General features: G+C 51.1%; 19 protein-coding genes. 8 read left to right on the top strand and 11 right to left on the bottom strand.

The genetic code is table 11. The annotated features are described in order from the left end of the window. Positions 1 to 35 precede the first annotated feature (35 nt). The 3 genes from TH30_RS09120 to TH30_RS09110 form a co-directional block, all read right to left on the bottom strand. Positions 36 to 386, bottom strand: a complete 351-nt coding sequence (locus TH30_RS09120; RefSeq protein ID WP_114097744.1) for a DUF1491 family protein — start codon at positions 384 to 386, stop codon at positions 36 to 38. After that, on the bottom strand, positions 386 to 1180 hold the full coding sequence (locus TH30_RS09115; protein WP_258548668.1) for a peptidoglycan DD-metalloendopeptidase family protein: 795 nt from the start codon (positions 1178 to 1180) through the stop codon (positions 386 to 388). Before TH30_RS09115 ends, TH30_RS09120 begins: the two co-directional genes overlap by 1 nt. An 81-nt stretch (positions 1181 to 1261) precedes the next feature. Beyond that, positions 1262 to 1747, bottom strand: a complete 486-nt coding sequence (locus tag TH30_RS09110; RefSeq protein WP_114097804.1) for a hypothetical protein — start codon at positions 1745 to 1747, stop codon at positions 1262 to 1264. Positions 1748 to 1959: 212 nt separating this feature from the next. On the opposite strand from TH30_RS09110, the gene TH30_RS09105 reads away from it, so the two are divergent. Beyond that, positions 1960 to 2637 (top strand): DUF599 domain-containing protein, encoded by a 678-nt coding sequence (locus TH30_RS09105; RefSeq protein ID WP_114097803.1) that lies wholly within the window; start codon positions 1960 to 1962, stop codon positions 2635 to 2637. Between the two features lie 71 nt (positions 2638 to 2708). Here TH30_RS09105 and TH30_RS09100 read toward each other — a convergent pair whose 3' ends face one another. Next, positions 2709 to 3896 carry an MFS transporter gene (locus TH30_RS09100; protein ID WP_114097742.1) on the bottom strand — a complete coding sequence of 396 codons (1188 nt, stop codon included), beginning with the start codon at positions 3894 to 3896 and terminating at the stop codon, positions 2709 to 2711. Positions 3897 to 4286: 390 nt separating this feature from the next. On the opposite strand from TH30_RS09100, the gene thrS reads away from it, so the two are divergent. Continuing rightward, entirely contained in the window at positions 4287 to 6224 is a 1938-nt protein-coding gene (gene thrS, locus TH30_RS09095) for a threonine--tRNA ligase (RefSeq protein WP_114097741.1), read from the top strand. Between the two features lie 68 nt (positions 6225 to 6292). On the opposite strand, the gene TH30_RS09090 is transcribed toward thrS, so the two are convergent. Further along, positions 6293 to 7027 carry a DUF4126 domain-containing protein gene (locus TH30_RS09090; protein ID WP_258548666.1) on the bottom strand — a complete coding sequence of 245 codons (735 nt, stop codon included), beginning with the start codon at positions 7025 to 7027 and terminating at the stop codon, positions 6293 to 6295. Positions 7028 to 7139: 112 nt separating this feature from the next. On the opposite strand from TH30_RS09090, the gene TH30_RS09085 reads away from it, so the two are divergent. From TH30_RS09085 to TH30_RS09075, 3 genes are all read left to right on the top strand, one after another. Continuing rightward, positions 7140 to 7622: a tetratricopeptide repeat protein gene (locus TH30_RS09085; RefSeq protein ID WP_258548665.1), complete on the top strand. Its 483-nt coding sequence runs from the start codon at positions 7140 to 7142 to the stop codon at positions 7620 to 7622. Between the two features lie 195 nt (positions 7623 to 7817). Then, the gene (locus tag TH30_RS09080) at positions 7818 to 8147 is read left to right on the top strand and encodes a hypothetical protein (protein WP_258548664.1); all 330 of its coding nucleotides are present in this window, start codon (positions 7818 to 7820) and stop codon (positions 8145 to 8147) included. Positions 8148 to 8314: 167 nt separating this feature from the next. After that, the gene (locus TH30_RS09075; RefSeq protein WP_147251956.1) at positions 8315 to 9691 is read left to right on the top strand and encodes an SPOR domain-containing protein; all 1377 of its coding nucleotides are present in this window, start codon (positions 8315 to 8317) and stop codon (positions 9689 to 9691) included. Between the two features lie 17 nt (positions 9692 to 9708). Here TH30_RS09075 and TH30_RS22085 read toward each other — a convergent pair whose 3' ends face one another. Beyond that, positions 9709 to 9894, bottom strand: coding sequence for a hypothetical protein (locus TH30_RS22085; protein WP_181850191.1), 186 nt, complete (start codon positions 9892 to 9894; stop codon positions 9709 to 9711). A gap of 323 nt (positions 9895 to 10217) precedes the next feature. Here TH30_RS22085 and msrA point away from each other — a divergent pair, with 323 nt between their 5' ends. Together msrA and TH30_RS09060 are read left to right on the top strand one after the other, a co-directional pair. Beyond that, the gene (gene msrA / locus TH30_RS09065) at positions 10218 to 10862 is read left to right on the top strand and encodes a peptide-methionine (S)-S-oxide reductase MsrA (protein WP_114097800.1); all 645 of its coding nucleotides are present in this window, start codon (positions 10218 to 10220) and stop codon (positions 10860 to 10862) included. Positions 10863 to 11183: 321 nt separating this feature from the next. Next, positions 11184 to 12437, top strand: a complete 1254-nt coding sequence (locus tag TH30_RS09060) for a sensor domain-containing protein (RefSeq protein WP_181850190.1) — start codon at positions 11184 to 11186, stop codon at positions 12435 to 12437. Between the two features lie 28 nt (positions 12438 to 12465). On the opposite strand, the gene TH30_RS09055 is transcribed toward TH30_RS09060, so the two are convergent. The 5 genes from TH30_RS09055 to moaB all read right to left on the bottom strand — a co-directional run bounded on the left by TH30_RS09055 (position 12466) and on the right by moaB (position 17196). Continuing rightward, positions 12466 to 13227: an IclR family transcriptional regulator gene (locus TH30_RS09055; RefSeq protein WP_114097736.1), complete on the bottom strand. Its 762-nt coding sequence runs from the start codon at positions 13225 to 13227 to the stop codon at positions 12466 to 12468. A gap of 72 nt (positions 13228 to 13299) precedes the next feature. Next, positions 13300 to 14052: a hypothetical protein gene (locus TH30_RS09050; protein ID WP_258548663.1), complete on the bottom strand. Its 753-nt coding sequence runs from the start codon at positions 14050 to 14052 to the stop codon at positions 13300 to 13302. Positions 14053 to 14316: 264 nt separating this feature from the next. Next, positions 14317 to 15402, bottom strand: coding sequence for a methyl-accepting chemotaxis protein (locus tag TH30_RS09045; protein WP_114097799.1), 1086 nt, complete (start codon positions 15400 to 15402; stop codon positions 14317 to 14319). Positions 15403 to 15816: 414 nt separating this feature from the next. After that, a complete protein-coding gene (locus TH30_RS09040; RefSeq protein ID WP_258548662.1) occupies positions 15817 to 16602 on the bottom strand; it encodes a sulfite exporter TauE/SafE family protein in 786 nt (261 codons plus the stop codon). A 63-nt stretch (positions 16603 to 16665) separates the two neighbouring features. After that, entirely contained in the window at positions 16666 to 17196 is a 531-nt protein-coding gene (gene moaB, locus TH30_RS09035; protein ID WP_114097734.1) for a molybdenum cofactor biosynthesis protein B, read from the bottom strand. A 409-nt stretch (positions 17197 to 17605) separates the two neighbouring features. On the opposite strand from moaB, the gene TH30_RS09030 reads away from it, so the two are divergent. Then, a complete protein-coding gene (locus TH30_RS09030) occupies positions 17606 to 19558 on the top strand; it encodes an acetoacetate--CoA ligase (protein ID WP_114097733.1) in 1953 nt (650 codons plus the stop codon). Positions 19559 to 19766 lie beyond the last annotated feature (208 nt).

The raw sequence follows: 19766 nt of genomic DNA, 5'->3' as shown, positions 1-19766 counted from the left end.
GGCTGGCACCTATGTGTCAGCCTTTTTGTTTGGCACTAGAATTCGACAACAGGCGCATCAAGCTCGTACTGTCCCTTGTGGTCTTCGATCTCCAGCACCCAGACATCCCGGTCGAATTCAACCTGTTTGCGACAATATGTATCACAGTTGAATTCTGTTTCGCGTCCGCCCTCTGCCCCCCCGGCCACCATCATCCAGCCAAGCTCACCGTCAAGGGTTGTGACGCGTGAATAGACAAAACAGCCCGCATCAAACCGGTTTAACTTCAACAAGACCGCCCCTGCTTCTTCATTGCCTTTATGAGCAACCATGGCTGTGATCAGATTTGCCTGACAAATTGCAATCTGTCCGCGCACCCAAAGGCCTGCCTTTAAGCGAGGCTGCATCAAACACCTTCCCGTGTGGCGACAACATTTTCCGACATTTGCAATATCAGATTCGGATCCGGGCAAATGCTTGCCCAGATATCCCACTCGGACGGCTTTGCTGCCCCGAAATAATCCCCTTCACGTCCGAGCATGTCAAAAATCACCTGAAAATGCAGATGAGGAATCCAGTCCCCATTGATGGGAAAATCTCCGAACCGGCACAAAATCTCACCCGCAGAAAACTCCTTGCCCTTGTAAAGACCATCAAGTGAGTCCCGGCTCAGATGCCCATAAAGCGTATAGAACATCACACCTTCTTCAGGTTGATGCTGCAAGATGATCGTCGGGCCATAATCAAGATGAAGATTATTATCAGCAAAGCTGTGTACGACACCATCAAGCGGCGCAAAAACCGGCGTGCTGGCAGGCGCAAACAGATCAATGCCCAGATGCTGGCTACGGGCCTCGCCATCATTTTTGAACTGATCGGATTGATAGCATATGCGATCTTCGCGGTAGCGACCGACACCGACAGGCGCGTTTGCCTTGGCAAGCTGCTGCCACATGATTTCAGTTTGTCGTGCAGGATCGCTGGTTCCGCCAATCACCACATCCCCAGTGGCCGAGAAATCATAAACGATCTTCGCGCACGTCTTAAGGTCCCATTCCAGTACCGGGCTAAACGTATCAGCGTTTTCAACCAACCATTGCCGCAACATTTCCGCATTGGGAACAGGTTCCTGTCCTGCAGCAAGGCGATCCTGATAGTTCTGAAAACGTTTGGCGGCACGAATTGGCATACAGGCGGTCACGGTGGCAGCTCCGAAACGAAAAAAGGCAGGGAACAAAGCCCTGCCTTTTGCCTACATGATAAATTGCCTGATCGGCAAGTCTTACCAGTTGGTGACTTCGTACTCGCAAGATACGTCATCATCGTCCGTATCCGTCAACGCGACCGTAAGACGGCGCATCTGCGGGTTGAAACGCTTGATAAAGTTCAGGAGAAGCAGCGTTTCTTCGGAAAGTTCGCCCGCGTCTTCGTCATCATCGTCAAGTTCGCACAGCTCGACCAGTTCAAGGAACAGCGCACCCAGTGCACGTTTGACGTCTTCACCGCCTTTTAGGCCTCCGGTAAGTTCGCCCAACGGCTCAAGGTCAATTTCCAGCTTGCGCAGGTTCTTGCTCATCTGGTCGATAGCGTCTTCATCAAGAACCATCTCGGCCGCGATCATATGCGTGCCGACTTCGTTGATGTTCATGAAGCCTACAAATTCGAACAGATCGTCTTTGGTACGACCGTCTTCCAGCAGCTTTTCGGTGTGCGCTTCGAATTCCTCGAAGTCGATATCTTCGCCAAGATCGTTCTCAAGATCGCTCATGTCGGTCTCCAATGAAAATTTGCGCTGCTGATACTCTGGATTGCGGTAAAACTCAACCCGCACTGGCAACATGATGATCAGCTATGCAGGTTCCACATTTCGACGATATAGGCGCTTGCAAAGAAGATTGCGAAGAATAACGCAATGTCAGTAGGATATAAAACAGTTCCAAACTGCTTTGTTATGTCGTCAGTTTACGTATGGACCAAATGATGCCGGCTTTTACCGTTATTGATATCGTTGCAATTTGTTGGGCAATGTCCTGGTGGGTCGGCTATACAATTTTTGCTGATGCAGGACCGCGACGTCGCAACTCTATCTCGGCTCATATGGCGCGCAATCGCCATCGCTGGATGGAACAGATGCTTAAACGCAATCTGAGAATGGTCGACACCTCTATTGCGGGCAACCTGATTACCGGCATCAGTTTCTTTTCCTCGACCACCATTCTGGTATTGATCGGCCTTGTTGCGCTTCTTGGTTATACCGATAAGGCCATTGAAACCGTCTCCGCCCTGCCCTTTGCGGTCGAAACGACGGCCGGGGTCTGGGAATGCAAGGTGGTTTTGCTGGTCATCATCTTCATCTATGCATTCTTTAAATTCACCTGGGCATTTCGCCTGTCGAACTATTGCTCGATCCTGATTGGTGCCGCACCTGACCCTGGTGAACCTGATGCGGCACGTGCTGCGGCGCGTGCCTCGCGGATGAGCATGATGTCAGCACATAACTTCAATCGCGGTATCAGGGCCTATTTCTTTGCGCTGTCAGCCCTTGCATGGTTTTACCATCCAATCGCGTTTATCGTTTGTGCCACCTGGGTGACGCTGGTTCTCTACAATCGGGAATTCAGATCGCACGCCCTTGATATCCTGAGCGGTCATCACTGACTTCCCAGCGACACATACAAAAAGGGCCGCATTATGCGGCCCTTGGTTTTATATTCTGCAGCCCCAATCCCCTAAGCCGTCTGGGCTTTCCGACGAATTGCGTACCCAGCCACAATCAACAGAACCAGACCAACGGGCAAAGCTGCACTGTAAAGCAGCGTCACCCAACCAGAGTCGGCGTAAATCGACCCGGCCGACAGGGATGCAATCGCCACGGTGCCAAATACGGCAAACTCGTTGATCGCCTGAACGCGCGCCTGTTCGGAAGAACGATAGTTTTCCGTCAGGAATGTTGTTGCACCAACAAACATAAAGTTCCAGGCAATCCCGAGAAGCACAAGCGATACCCAGAAATTCCCGATCAGGTCCTGCCCGGACAATCCGACTGCCAGACAGACAAAGTTCAACAACGCGCCAACCTGAATGATCTTCAGCGCCCCGAACCGCTTGATCAGATTACCGGTGAAGAAGCCCGGCGCATACATCCCGACAACGTGCCACTGAATGATAAAGGCCGCATCGCCGAATGCATAATCGCAATCAAGGATCGCAAGTGGTGTGGCTGTCATCACAAAACTCATGACAGCATAGCCAAGCGCCCCGGCAATGATGGCAACGATCACAGCAGGCTGGCCCAGAACGGTCTTAAGCGGACGCGCCGGTTCTGCATGCTTGTGACCACGCATATCGGGTAGACGCAACTGTCCGATCGCAATCACCAACAGCACCTGTAACCCGATCAGGGCAACGAATGTGCCAAGAAACGGCACCGTCTCAAACCAGTTACGTGCGAAACTTGCAAGATTTGGCCCGATAAAGGCCGAAGCCAATCCGCCCAGCATCGTGTAGGAAATAGCGCGCGCACGAAATTCCGGCGGGGCTGCTTCAGCTGCCGCAAAGCGGTACTGCATGGCAATGGCATTTCCCGCACCGATGCAGGCACAGGCTACACATAGCAGCCAGAAGTTACTGTAATAAACAGCCCCCATCCCTGAAAGCGCGCCCATCATGGCGATCCCCGAGCCCATCCAGAATCCGAACTTTCGCCCGAACTTTGCCATGACCATGGCCGAGGGCGCAGTCATCGCCATCATGGCAATCATCATGAAGGCAACCGGTAGGGTGGAAAGCGATTTATCGGTTGCCAATGAATAACCAATGACAGCAGCAACCGTGAAAATCAGCGACATCGCACTGGCAGACAGCGCGACACACAAACTCAGAAACATAATGTTCCGGCGAACTTCCGGACTGGACATTTTGGGGCTCCCTTACGAGGCGTTGGTGGCGCCTTTATTTTGATCTTCCAAGATAGAACAGGTTCACCTTCACGACTGCAAGTCAGATATTGGCTTTTGTCATGTGCTTGTGCCTTGCTCTGAATGTTTCACCTGTTATATTGGCTCATCACTTGACGGGATAGTATCAATGCACGGCTTTGCCGACAAAAACTTGATCACCAATGCAATCACTGCGCGCCTTGATGGCTGCACAGTGCTTTGTGCTGTCCCGAAAATCGCTTTTTTCAAAGAGCGAACTTGACCTCATCCTGAAATTCCTTTTCTTGTGCATTTACCCCGCGTAAACATGCGGGTTCTATATGTGCATTATTGAATTATGCCCGCAGATAAAGCAGAGTTGAGCCAACCATGATTGCCCTGACCCTTCCCGATGGCGCCGTACGCGAATTTGACGGCCCGGTATCGGGTTTTGATGTCGCAAAAAGCATCAGTTCTTCGCTGGCAAAGAAATCCTTTGCCATCATCGTCAACGGTGAAGTACGCGACCTTTCGCGCGAGATTGACACTGACGCGACTATCGAAATCGTGACCAAGGGCCATGCAGAGGTTCTGCCGCTGATCCGCCACGATTGCGCCCATGTGATGGCCGAAGCTGTTCAGGAACTTTATCCTGACACGCAGGTCACCATTGGCCCGTCCATTGAAAACGGTTTTTATTACGACTTTGCACGCAGCACGCCGTTCACGCCCGACGATCTGGTCAAGATCGAAAAGCAGATGCACAAGATCATCGAACGGAACGAGCCGATTGTTCGTGAAGTCTGGGATCGCAACGAAGCGATCAAATTCTTCCTTGATAAGGGCGAGAAATACAAAGCCGAGATCATCCGTGACCTGCCGGAAACCGAAACCATTACCTGCTATCGTCAGGGAGATTTCATTGATCTTTGCCGTGGCCCGCATGCACCGTCCACGGGCAAGATTGGCAAGGCCTTCAAACTGATGAAGGTTGCCGGTGCCTATTGGCGTGGCAATTCGGACAACGAGATGCTGCAGCGTATCTATGGCACCTGCTGGGAAAGCAAGGAAGACCTTGATGCGTACCTGCACATGCTTGAAGAGGCAGAAAAGCGCGACCACCGTCGTCTTGGCCGCGAAATGGACCTCTTCCACATGCAGGAAGAAGCACAAGGGTCTGTCTTCTGGCATGACAAGGGACTGAAGCTGTATCGCAAGGTCGAAAACTATATCCGTGATCGTCTTGATAACGCCGGATATCAGGAAGTTCGTACCCCGCAGCTTGTTGATCGTGTGCTTTGGGAAAAATCCGGTCACTGGGAAAAGTTCCGCGAGAACATGTTCACCACGACCCCGGATGAAGATGATCCCGAAAAGGTTCTGGCGCTTAAGCCGATGAACTGCCCGTGTCATGTGCAGATTTTCCGTCTGGGCAGCAAATCCTATCGTGATCTGCCGCTCCGCATGGCGGAATTTGGTTGCTGTCATCGTAATGAACCGTCCGGCGGTCTGCACGGCATCATGCGTGTCCGTCAGTTCATTCAGGATGATGCGCATATCTTCTGCACCGAAGACCAGATCGTCTCGGAAACCAAGATTTTCTGTGACCTTCTGAAATCGGTTTACAAGGATTTCGGTTTTACCGACATTCTCGTCAAATTCTCCGACCGCCCGGAAGTACGCGCCGGTTCGGACGAGATTTGGGACAAGGCAGAAGCGGCCCTTCGCGAAGCCGCCGAAGAAGCCGGTCTTGCACTGGAAATCAATCCGGGTGAAGGCGCGTTCTACGGGCCGAAACTTGAGTTCGTTCTGCGCGATGCAATTGGTCGTGACTGGCAGTGCGGCACGCTGCAGGCCGATTTTGTTCTGCCGGAACGTCTTGATGCGTCCTATATGGGCGAAGATGGCGAGAAACACCGTCCGGTCATGTTGCACCGTGCAATTCTCGGTTCGCTTGAACGCTTCATCGGTATTCTGATCGAAAACTATGCCGGTCGCCTGCCCTTGTGGCTGTCTCCGGTTCATGCGGTCATCTGCTCGATCACCAATGAGGCCGACGATTACGCCCATGAGGTCAAGGCAGCTCTTGAAGCCAAAGGCCTCAGCGTCGAGCTTGACCTTCGTAACGAAAAGATCAACTACAAGGTCCGGGAACACAGCCATGCCAAGGTTCCGATGATCCTTGCCCTTGGCAAACGCGAAGCCGAAGAAAAAACCGCATCGGTTCGTCGTATCGGTTTCCAGCATCAGAAAACCTTTGGCATCAATGAACTTGCCGAGGCAATGGCTGCTGAAATCCGTGATCGCGTGATCGAAGCGGAGTTCTGATCAACTGCTTAAAACAAAAAAGCCCGCAGGCAATTGCTTGCGGGCTTTTTTGTTTGTTCAAACTGTGATCAGCGCGGTGGTAACTTAGGATCCCCTTTGGGAAGTTGTACCTTATCCGTCGTACCGGAAAGCGTTATCTTTCCAAACTGACCGCGATCAGGCCCCGCATGTTGCGCCCTTGCTTGCCCGTATGCCGCTGCAGGATGGCGGACATTTCCAAAAACTTCTGCAATGAAACGCCAGATTTTTGGTACCAGCCAGATCAGCAGCAATATGAACAACGCAAACAAGACGAAGAAGATCACGGGGTGGAAAACGACCGTGTAAAGGGCACCAAAGACGGCGACATCTTCGGTGACAGAGGCGATGCTGTTGGTAACCGGTTCAGGCGATGTGTTAATCGCGGCCCTGCTACCGGCCTTGGTGAAGTGACTGCCAGCGGCAATGGTCCCGCCAACAAGCAAACTGATCGCGGTTTGCGCTTCGTCCCCCAGTCCGGCATCGATACCGCTCATGGCTCCTGCCGCCAGCAAAGCACCGGCTGGAATCCGGATGAAGGTATGGACCGCGTCCCAAACACTATCAACGACCGGAATTTTGTCCGCGACGAACTCGATCAGATACAGAAACATTGCAAGGGCAAGTACCCACCAGCTTGCAAGAATTTGTAAATCTGGCGGCAGATCGATGAACCCGAAATTGTTCATCATGCCCAGAACAACCACCGTTCCGTAAAGATTGACCCCGCTGGCCCATGCACCGCCCATGCTCAGCGCAAGTGTTTCAATGATTCCCAACGGCACGCCCTTTCTTTGACATATTCTTCACCAACAAGTGATTACGAGAAGCTTACAGTTGTGATAAATCAAAAATTCGAAGCGTCCCAACGCACATGTAGATGCCACAAGATGATCAATGAAAGGTATGACGATGAACCGCAAGGGTAAAACCCCTAAAATGATCTCGGCTTGTGCGATGTTTGTATTGCTGGCCGGTTCGATGACCTCCACCAGTGCACTTGCAATGGGCAACTCCAACACCTGGAGCTCGGACGGGACGGATTTGTCTGCTGTTACGGAGCTTGTCGACACCGGTATGTATGACATGGCCATCGACAAGATCGAAGCGATGCTCAAAGACGATCAGGACAATGCGGACCTGTTCAATTACCTTGCTTACAGCCAGCGTAAAACCGGCGATTTTGAAAGCGCTTCGCAGAATTACGAACGTGCCTTGATGATTGATCCTGAACATGTCGGGGCACTCGAATATCAGGGTGAATTGTTCCTGCAGACCGGAAAACCTGAAATGGCGCGCGAAAATCTTGCGCGTCTCGAACAGGTTTGCGGCACAGATTGCAAAGAGTACAAAGAACTTTCCGGGAAAATCGGGAGTTAGATAACGACTGCCAGGCCCATAATCTTCCACGCAATAAAAAATATCGGCCCTATTCGTTAGAATATCTTTTTATTTTGGCTCCAAAACGTCATATGTCGCAGGAAGACGGGCGTTTTGGAGAGTGGAAGAGATATGTCAGACGCGATAATGCGCAAAAGCTACACTGTTGTATGTATCCGGTCGACGGGTCAACAAATGGACCTTGAAACGGTCGCCGATTACAACGCAGCAATGAATTCAGCCAAAGAAGCACTGGCGAATAGAAACAATACCGAAGTTCGTATTGTCGAAAGCAAATATGATCAGGCTAGCCGCAAAGACAAAAAACAGGTCATCAAAATCCTGACCGCTGAAACAGGTGGCGGAAGTGCCGGTGCAAGTCGAAATGGCCGAAAAGGTAAAGCGAACGCCGGTATGAACAGGGAAACAGCAAACAAGGCTAGCAAAAGCGTAATCAATATCGTCATTGCAATTACCGTTTTGGTTTTGTTGGCCGGCATCATGATCCCGCTGATCACACGTTGATCAAAACGGGATTTTTACCACACTGCTTTTGCCTTGATAGCTTCACCAAACCTCATATCCATCTGATTTTTCAGCCTGCTTGACAGCAACGATGGCGCTTGTAACAGTTGCGGCAAGCCCTGCTGCTGGCTATAACTGACGCTGATAATATAATCATCAGGTGAAGCGTGAAAATCAGAGCTGCGACAACCAACAAGAATGCCCGTCTGAGACGGGGCTGGTTTACAGCCGCAGCACTTTTGCCACTACTAACTGCCTGCAGCACAGATGATCTTTCAGGCTTGTGGTTCGGTGCTGGCAGCAACGAACAATCACTTGGCGCACGGCAACCTGCGAACATGGATCAAAAAGCCAGCGTCGAATTCAACCGCGCTGCATGCGGTCTTTTCTTTGCTCCGGCGACCAAAACGGATCAGCTGCAATCAACGGCAGCTGAAATTCCGCTTGACCGAACGCCGCAAGAAAACCTGATACAGGCCATCTCATTTGACATGGATGGTGACTATGCAAACGCCAGAAAGCTTTACGTATGGCTGACGGCGTCCCCCCCGGAAAACAAAGTCAATCTGGATTGCGGTCAGGGTATCAAGCTTTCGGGGAATATCAGCTCCCTCGCCCAACGCCGATTGAAGACCCTTGATGAGAGCGCGCCGCAATTTGCGCGATCTCATGAAATCGACGCCGTTGTTGCGGCCGCAACGGTTGCACCGGGCCCGGAACTTCCTGATCCGCCAAAGGTCGAGCGCAACCGTCGATTTTATGAAACCGGTGGAGTGACTGTTGCGGCCCCGGAAGACAGCACCAAGCCGATTGAACGTATGAACATGGAAGTCAGCGCAAACACGGCCCAGCTGACAAAGGTCGAACCACGCATTTCGTCTGCATCTGCGCCAGCACCGCAAACCGTCGCTGTAGCTACGCCATCAAGCACCATGTTAGCTACCTCAACAGCAGCAACGCCGCAAATGGTGCCTGTCCCTGTTTCCAAACCGGCTGAAACCGATGCCGCATCAGAGATGGTATCTGTGCCGGTACCAATGGTCGATGCACCAACCATTGCAGGAACAGCAGAAAGTGTTGAACATGACGGCGCGGTCGTTGCAACCAACTCTCGACCGATTGAGCAAGGTCAGCTTGAAGTGGTTGACCGCGAGCCATCCAGCACCATGATCGAATTGCCGATGGCGTCACAGTCGGAAGCCAAACAGGTTGTTGCCAATCAGAATACAGCATCCTCCGCGCCAAGAATTGTACCAACAGCCAAAGCAGCGCCCGTTATAACAAACGGCCCCTACTATGCAGTGCAATTGGCAGCATATCGATCACGTGGGCGGGCTGAGGACGCCTGGTCGAAATTCCAGTCATCCTCTAGAGGTGTTCTGAGTAATGCCGAACATGAAGTCGTCACCATTGCAATTGAGGGTCAGGGACTTTTCTTCAGGCTCCTGACCGGAAAATATTCCACGCAGGCGGAGGCAATATCGGCCTGCGGGCAATTAAAGTCAGTTGGTCTTGATTGCTTGATACGTCGCGTAACGCCTTGATTTAAAATTATAGTTTATCAGGACTTAACGCTCTTTTGCCCGATATCTCTTGCGGTCGCTTTACGGTTCAGGCGGGCCAGAACATCCGGGCGGGTTTTGTACCCGTGACGACGTAAAAATCCGGGCATCCGGCCCAGAAGATATTCCACTTTTTCATTGTGCCGATAGTAACGCCAGCGCACATGCTGGATCAGACGTCGCATCCGTTTTGACCCGGCGGCCAACATCGGCAGCCCCACAGCAATAAAAACCATACCGAAAAATGGCGGCGGTAACGGCAAAAACACCAAGCCGATGATCAAACAGATGGCCCCTGCCAGCATCAGCCCCATTGATTTCAAATGCCGTATTCTGCGCACAACAATCCCTTGTAATCACGAGACCAATCAACTGCCGTCTCATTATCCGATGGCACCGGTGTGGCACCAAAAGAATGTTCAAAGACATTTTATCGTCAGGGGAATTGCTATTGTGGCGTGCTGGGTTACATTGCACAGAGAATATGAAATTTCATCAGGTAAAAGACATGCTTTCCGCTCTTAAAACCGACAAGGCACAGATGCCGACAGCCGACACCGCATTACCCGGACGTGACGATGCGATTGCCGTTGCGGATCGAAATGTTGTGACCGGTAATCCGATGGTTGGCCCCTTCCCCGATAATATGGAAGTTGCCGTGTTTGGCATGGGATGCTTCTGGGGGGCTGAACGCCTGTTCTGGAAAGCAAACGGCGTCTGGAGCACTGCGGTCGGCTATGCAGGTGGTTACACTCACAACCCGACATATCGCGAAGTTTGCAGTGGAATGACCGGCCACGCCGAAGTCGTTCTGGTTGTTTTTGATCCGGCTGTCATTTCCTATCAACAGCTGTTGAAACTGTTTTGGGAAAACCATGACCCAACCCAGGGCATGCGACAGGGTAACGATATCGGAACTCAATACCGTTCGGTTATCTATGTAGGCAACGCAGAACAGAAAGCCGCGGCAACAGAATCACGCGAAAACTATCATGCCGCGCTTACCACGGCTGGCCAAGGTGACATCACCACGGATATCGCAGATGTCCCGACCTTCTACTATGCAGAAGACTTCCATCAGCAATACCTTCATAAGAACCCGGACGGATATTGCGGGCTTGGTGGCACGGGTATTTCCTGTCCCGGTATGTAATGATGATATTTAGCGGTTGTTCGACAACGCTCGGTTTGAGATCTAACTGATACAAATCAGTTACTTGTCATATCTCGTTATAGGTATATTCTTTGTCCGGAATGACAAGCGCAGGTTATACCAACAGATATGCCGGGCCCGTTTTTGAATGACCGCTATTTCATAGCACTGCACATATCCTGGTGGCTGCTCGGGATATGGTTTTGCGGTGGCCTTGAGGTTGCCGTTTCTTTGATGGATGAAAGTATCCCGCTTCCTCAGCTTTCGACGTCAATAATCTTCTTCTTATCAATTGCTGCGGTCCTGGCAGTTCTACACCTGATGGTGCGCCGAAATGCCAGCGCACGCGAACGCTTCTTTGCCCGACTGCCCGGAGTGGTTTTTCGTATAGATGAAACCGGCAAGGTCGAGTTCGCATCTGAACATGGCCTTGACTGGGCGGGCGTATCGACTTCTGACAGTTTGCCAAAACAGGTCTTTGATCCTGAAACCTTGCAGAATCTCCGCCGCGAAGCCATTGAAGCCAAGGGCACGATTCAGACACTTGAAGACACTGTCAAAGCCAACCTGGGCGAACAACGATGGGTTCGCATCCAGATGCGGGCTCTGCCTCCGTTCACCGATGACTGCCAGATTGACTGCATACTGTGGGATATTACGGAGCTTGTGCAGGAGCGCAATCGACGTCGCGAAAGCGAGGAACGCTTGCAAATCCTTGAAACGCTAAGCAATGAAGCCCTGTTCTTGCACGATGGTGGCAAGTGCGTTGATACAAACAACGCTGCCGAACGCATGTTTGGCTATACACGCAATGAACTTCTTGATCTCAGCGCATCCGATATTATTTCCAGCGAAACCCTGCCACTTGTCATGGCCAATATCAGATCAGGTTATGACAAACCGTACGAAGCCGTCGCAAAATGCAAGGACGGCACGATGTTTCCATGTGAAATCAATGGTCGGAATGTGATGGTTCAGGACAAGACACTGCGCCTCACCAGCTTCACCAATATTTCGGATCGCAAGTTTGCTGAAGAACAAATTCGTTTTCAAGCCAGTCACGACGCATTGACCTCATTGCCGAATCGCTATCTGTTCATGGACCGTCTGGGCTTCGCGATAAAACTTTCCCAACGTCGGCGCGAATGTTTTGCATTGATGTTCATTGATATCGACGCGTTCAAGGAACTCAATGATACCGGTGGCCATTCAACAGGCGACAAGGTTCTTGGCGAAATTGCATCTCGCCTGACCGGCACGCTTCGAAATGTTGATACTGTGGCACGCATTGGCGGCGATGAATTCACGATTATTCTGCCCGGAAGCGAAACTCCGGAAGACGCAGAAAAGGTCGCCCGAAAACTGCAAAACGCACTTTCAGGCACCCCGATTGATCTTGGCAATGATCGCCCGCCTTACCACGTTTCCGCATCTATCGGGATTGCTCTTTATCCCGATCATGGTGAAACCGTTGACGAGCTTCTGGTTTCTGCTGATGACGCCATGTATGCCGCAAAAAGAAGCGGAAGGAACAACTTCCGCTTTGCGACAAACAACAGATCAAGAACACGCTGAGCAACCGTCAGTCCGACCGCGATGACGATTATACGGGCATACCGCCATATTCACGGCTGAGATCGGCACAAACACGGCGGACTTTCAGGCCCAGCAATTCGATATGATCGTTCGGAATGCGTGCCGCTGGCCCAGAAAGTGAAAGTGCGGCAATCGGGCTTCCCGTTTCGTCACGTACCACACCTGCAACGCAACGCAGGCCAACAGCATGCTCTTCGTCGTCAAGGGCATAGCCACGTTGACGTGACCGTTCCAGATCCTTTTCAAGGGCACTGACTGATACGAGTGTCCGCTCTGTGATCTTAGGCAAGCCATGCTTGGTAACCACGGATTTCAGTTCTGCTTCTGGCAAAAACGCCAAAAGAGCCTTGCCAACGCCGGAACAATGCATAAGCGCACGGCGACCGGGGGTTACGAGCGCACGCATCATTTTACGGCATTCGACCTGAGACAGGAAAATCACCTCGCCGCCATCTGCAACGGCAAGGTTCACCGTTTCACCGCTATCTTCCATCAACGCACGCATATAGGGGCGTGCAATCTGGCTAAGATTGCGGTTTTTGGTAAAGGCATTACCAACACTGAAGGCCTGCACACCGACAAACCAAAGGGTTCGTTCGCCATCGAACGAAACATATCGTTCGTGCTGCATCGTGGTCAGCAATCTGTGGGCCGTCGATGGGGGTAACTTAACCTGTTGGGCAATTTCGGTCAGAGTCATGCCATCATCGCTTTCTGCAAGCGCATTGAGGATGCTTAATGCCCTGACCAGTGATTGAACCTGCTGCATGCAGATACGTCTCCCTGAACTGGCCCGTTCAAACGGACCGCTAATTCACTATTGTTGGTGAATATTATGGGATCATTCTACTGTGCGCACGGACTTTTGCCTCATCCAAACGAAAGTGGAATAAGCGACAAGATAGACCGTCGCGACAGCAAATGACACCAGCGTTCCAAAATTCAGTCCAAGCACAGGGTAACTGAGCGATACAGCAAGCGTATATATCCACAATGCCCCCATCCCGCGCGGGAAGTTCCGAACCAGCGTATGGACTGGTGCCGCACCATAACTGAAATGCAAGATAATCATTGTCGGATACAGGGCAACCGGAAAGCCTGACAGCAATCCTGACCAGCGCGGACCGATCAAGGCCGCAAGACCACTGATAACCAGGACAATCAGCGATGCCAAACCGGCCCGAAAGACGATCACCCGTTTGGTAATGCGCACCCGGTTCAGAATTTTGACATTCTCGATCTTACGAAACAGAACGAGGGCTGCAAATATTGCAAATAACAAAATGATCGCAGCCTGTGTCAGGCTCATTGAGGTCAGCTGAAACAGCCATGACACAATAAAGTAAACCACAAATGCCGCCAGTGAACTCAGCAAAATCTGCAAGATAACCGGCAAAGACACCAATCGGCGCGACGCATGAAAATATCCGTAAAGGAATGCCAGGGTCGCGATCAGGCCGGGCATGGCATAGACAGCACTTTCACTGGCAAATGCGATGCCCTGTTCTACTGCAATGAAATACAGCAAAATTGCTGTTCCAAGTGGATAGCCCGACAGAATACCCGCCGCACGGGGACCTGCGCGTTCAGCCAAAAAAGACAGTCCAAGAACCATCCCAACTGAAACACCCAGCTTTGCCAAAATCAGTTCCACGTTCGGGCACCTCGCGCACAAGTCATTTAATGACATTTTATCAACAAATTGACTTTATCGCTATATGGTTTGACGCCAAGGGGCAAGCCCAAACCACTTTACAATGGTCCAGAATAAAAGAAGGCGACCATCTGAATGATGACCGCCTTGTCATGAATTCTATTGTCCGGCCTTAACTAGTCACCAGACATCCTGTCCCGGAGATCAGCCCGCCATCTTATGTTGTTGGACCAGATCTTCTGCGCGCCGGACACTTGCATATGCAGCAGAAGCTGATTTGGATGCCGGTTTCTGGACGATCACCCCTCGCCACCCCAAACCGGCATAGGTTTCGTAACCCGGCGTCAGGGCATGAGCCACAATCGTCTGGTCCTCGATCAGGTAAGCCCCCTTTTCTTCCTTACCGTGCCGAAGCGCCATATATTCTCCGAGACGCATTGTCGGGTCAGAGGACGCGATGATCTTGCAGTCGCGGTCGACAATCATGATTGTTGTCCTCTCGCGTTCCTCGTCGGGAAGATTGATCGAGTTAACAACAGATTCCGCCTGCTCTTCCCAATCAAAGAAGATCCCCATCGCGCCGACGATCTGTCCGTCTTCTTCACCGCCTGCACGTACGGCAGTTGCATAGGTGGCGACAGACTTTCCACCAAGCGCATCAATGTTTTCGATATCTGCAACGGCATACTCACCACCATTCTGTGTTGCCATTGCCTGACGGAACCAGGCCTTGTCACTGACATCGGTGCCAATAGCGTTGTATCGATCAGGGCGTCCGTTGGCGATAACGCGTCCGTTTTTATCGGCCACCCAAAGATCAAGATAAACCGTGTAGGAATCCAGAATGACACCAAGCCGCTTGCAGGCAAACTTGCGGGCTGCCTCATCGGCCGTATAGTCGCAGCCCTGAACAACCGCACTATCGGTTGCCCACCAGCGCACATCGCAACTGCGCTCATATAGGTTACGGTCAATCAATTCGATGACATATAGTGCAAGATCAGACAGCCGTGATCCCCGAACAATCTGTGCTGTCCTGCGAAGCTCTGCTGCTTCTTGGACAAACAGTTCCTGGAGTTCATTGGCGATGGAGGTAATTTTCTGGGATATAACATTGACTTCATTGGCAACGACGGCGAACCCGCGCCCGGCGTCACCTGCGCGAGAAGCTTCGATCAAGGCATTCATCGCGAGCATCTTGGCAGTCTTGGTCACATTCTGAATTTCGTTAACTTTGGCAGTCGTTAATTCCGACATGTTTGTTGCGGCGTTCAGAATTCTCTCTGGCATATGGCTTCCCCTTGTTTTTTTGGTTCGCCATAAGCCTGTCGCCGGGATCATGATCAATCATCAGTTTTATCTAAACTACATAAGATTTCACGTTATATAAAAACACTTTATTTTCATGATATTAGCCGAAAGTTCCGAAACTTTAAAAGTTTTGTGACAATCCGGAACAAATCGGCTACGTAAAACCCCTGAATACAAAAATATAGGTTCTATTAAACCAAAACCGTTCATTTTCAGATAAATGCATAAATGCCGGTACCTTGTTTCAAGGCAGCCTGGACATATATGCCCCGACAAGACGCCGCATAAAATTCGATTCGTGCTGCCTGCCAGAGTAGGTTTCGGGATTGAATTCTCAAAAGATGCGCTTCGCTTCGCAGGAAATTTCAAACCATGGTCTTACCCGCGCTGTCGTCATCCTGCGGTAAACAGTGAAACAGCATCCCAAAGCAGCTTTACCCCTGTCATAAACAGCAGAGTATAGCAGACGCGATAGAACAAGATGACATTGACCTTGTCATGCGCCCAGAGGCCCAGCCAAGTTCCAAAAATCGCAATCGGGACAAGAACGGCAGACGTCCCGAGATTGGCTCCGCTGAATTGACCGAGAAACCAGTAAGGGATCAGTTTGACGTAATTAACGACGATGAAAAACATCACAGTCGTCCCGACAAAAACTGATTTATCCATACGCTGCGGCAACAAGAATACCGAGACCGGCGGCCCCCCGGCATGGGCTACAAAGCTGGTAAAACCTGCCAGACTTCCAAGTATCGTTCCCTTTCCCCAGGTTGGCGATTTTGGTGTAGCTCCGGCTTTATTGCCGCGCAGCCAGTGATCAAGGGTAAAAATGATAGCAATCATCGCAATGATAAGCTTCACCGCCGCGACACTCAGGTAGCTGAATGTCAGTACCCCGACAAGAATCCCTACTAGTGCGGCAGGAACGAGAATGAGCATGTTTCGTCGGTCCCATCGGGTCCGATAGGCCCAAACATTTGCAACATCCATCAGGCACAGGATGGGAAGCATGATGGCCGCGGCCGCCTGAGGCGATACCGCAAGCGCCATCAAGGGAACAGCAATCACGCCAAGTCCGCCACCAAATCCGCTTTTGGAAACGCCGGCAATCAAGACTGCCGGGATTGCGACAGCGTAAAAGAACGGATCTGTGATGAAATCCATGATGCTTTCCTGCAATGAACCGGGAATTAGCTGATGCTGGTCAAAAACGGAACCAACCAGGTTCCGCCACTTCATGCTTCAGCGTTCAAGCAAGCGTGGCATAAGTTCCACGAAGTTACAGGGGCGATGGCGAATATCAAGCTGATAGGTCAGAATTTCATCCCAGGCATCTTTACATGCGCCCGTCGATCCGGGCAGCGCAAACAGATAAGTCCCCTTACAGACCCCAGCCGTTGCACGCGACTGAACAGTTGACGTCCCGATTTTGGGAAACGAAATCCACCGAAACAGCTCGCCAAATCCGGGGATTTCCTTTTCGTAAAGAGCCCGATGGGCTTCTACAGTAACATCACGTCCTGTCACCCCTGTTCCACCTGTTGAGATAATCACATCAATCTCGGGATTTTCGCACCAAGCCAGCAACTGGCGCTGCAGAATCGTCTGATCATCTCGCAGGATCAATCGTTCGTGGACGCGGTGGCCATTGGCTTCTATTCGGCTAACAAGTAAATCACCCGAGGTATCATTTACTGCTGTGCGCGTATCACTTACTGTCAAAACAGCGATATTGATTGATACAAACGCCTTGCTTTCATCAATCCCGGCCAAGATGAGCCTCCAGCTTTTTTTTTGCGATCAAAGCAAACTAGTGCGCTGCCTTGAACGTGCAAGCATTTTCATCTGAAGATACTCCGAAGGCACAGAGAGCGAATCACGATAAAATAAAAATGCACCCATTTTTGTCATTTTATTAGCAAAACCAGTCCATATCGATCCGGGTTGAAAAGATTTTTACAAGCACCTTAAATCTTATCTTTTTACTCTATAACAATATATTGACAGAGATTCTTGATGCGACTTCAGAAGTTTTCTCGCATAATTGGTATTACCAATTATAGACATCTGAGTTACTCCGCTTGCCGACCGACTTTTTTCCCCGTAGAAAACGGTATCAAGATACCAAATTAGACAACGCGCTAATTTGAAGACACAACATCGCAGGAAACAGAGGCCCATCATGAGCGACGTGCTTTGGCAACCGACGAAAGAACGTGTTGAAAACGCAAATGTCACCAGCTTTCGCCGCTGGGTGAATGACAAATACAGCCTTGATCTCCAGAATTTCACCGCTCTGTATGACTGGTCTGTCGCCAAGATCGAGGATTTCTGGCCTGCCCTTGTCGAATACACCGAACTCAAGGCCGAGACATGGGGTGAACGCGTTCTGATTGATGGCACCAAGATGCCCGGCGCACAGTTCTTCCCTGATGCTCGACTGAATTTCGCAGAAAACCTGCTGGCTCGTGATGACAATACAGACGCCATCGTTTTCTGGGGCGAAGACAAGGTCAAATCGCGCCTGTCCTGGGCTGAACTCAACATTGCTGTTTCCCGCTTTTCGCAGGCACTACGTGCTGAAGGTGTCAAAAAGGGTGATCGTGTTTGTGGCTATATGCCCAACATGTCAGAAACGGTCATTGCAATGCTTGCTACGGCCGCGATTGGCGCAACATGGTCATCCGCGTCGCCCGATTTCGGTGTGCAGGGCGTCGTTGACCGGTTCGGTCAGATCGAACCGACCGTGATGATAACTGTCGATGGCTATCATTATAATGGCAAGCAGCATGACATCCGTGAAAAGGTTCGCGATGTCGTTGACCGCATCGACAGCCTGAAAAGGGTCGTCATTGTCAAATATGCCTTTGATGGTGCTGACAGCACGGGAATCCGCAATGCTGTGACTTATGAGGCATTCATCGCCCCGTTCGAAGGTGACAAGATCGTATTCGAACAGGTCGAGTTCAATCACCCTCTTTATGTGATGTTCTCGTCAGGCACCACCGGCAAACCGAAATGCATCGTCCACGGGACCGGTGGTACGCTGCTAAAACAGGTTTCAGAACATGTTTTGCATTGTGATGTCGCCCCCGGAGACAGGGTGTTTTATTTCACCACATGCGGCTGGATGATGTGGAACTGGTTGATGGCCGGACTGGCAGCAGGTGCGACGTTGCTGCTTTACGACGGCTCACCATTCTATCCGAGCGGCAACATTCTGTTTGATTACGCAGATGCCGAAGGCATGACCCTGTTTGGCACCTCTGCCAAATATATCGATGCCCTTGCAAAGGCGGAACTCAAGCCGCGTGAAACGCATAACCTTTCGACCGTACGTGCCATGACATCGACCGGCTCGCCGCTCGCACCTGAAAGCTTTGATTACGTTTATCGTGACATCAAGGAAGACATTCATCTCGCATCGATCTCGGGCGGGACAGATATTCTAGGCTGTTTTGTTCTGGCCTCACCTGTGCTGCCGGTAAAACGCGGCGTGATCCAGACGCGCGCCCTTGGTGTTGCCGTCGACGTATTTGATGACGAAGGCAAATCTGTTCGCAACGAGAAAGGCGAACTGGTTTGTACCAAACCCTTCCCCTCCATGCCTGTCGGGTTCTGGAATGATCCGGACGGATCGCGTTACCACGCGGCCTATTTCGACCGGTTTGAGAATATCTGGTGCCACGGGGACTATGTAGAACTTGATGACGAAGGCGGCATGGTTATTTACGGCCGCTCTGATGCAACCCTGAATCCGGGTGGTGTTCGCATCGGTACAGCAGAAATCTATCGCCAAGTCGAAAAGCTTCCGGAAATTCAGGAATCGATTGTCATAGGACAGGATTGGGATAACGACGTCAGGGTCATCCTGTTTGTTGTGCTCCGCGATAATTATGAACTGGATACGGCACTGATTGACAAGATCAAGAAGCAGATTCGTACCAACTGCACACCGCGCCATGTCCCGGCCAAGGTCATTGCCGTCGCCGACATTCCACGCACCAAGTCCGGAAAAATAACCGAGCTGGCAGTCCGCGATGTTGTCCATGGCAGACCCGTCAAAAATCAGGAAGCTCTAGCAAATCCGACCGCTCTTGAGCTGTTCTCGAACCTGAATGATCTCAAGAAATAAAACCAGCCCCCTCGGATGACAGCGTCGGAGGGGGCTTTTTCATCTCGTCTGCACGCAGAATGGAATAATTCAAACCGGAGTCACGACATCTCCGATTCCGCACTGCAATGTGCACGCATTTTGGACAGCATAAAAAAATGATCTTTTTTTAGACACTGGCATATTTCCGTCGAAAAAAGTTCGTGCATTCTCGTCCTTTTGCGAAACA

The sequence above is a fragment of the Thalassospira profundimaris genome (assembly GCF_003326795.1).
GTDB lineage: Bacteria > Pseudomonadota > Alphaproteobacteria > Rhodospirillales > Thalassospiraceae > Thalassospira > Thalassospira profundimaris_C.
This window is presented reverse-complemented; position numbering and strand designations above follow the sequence as displayed.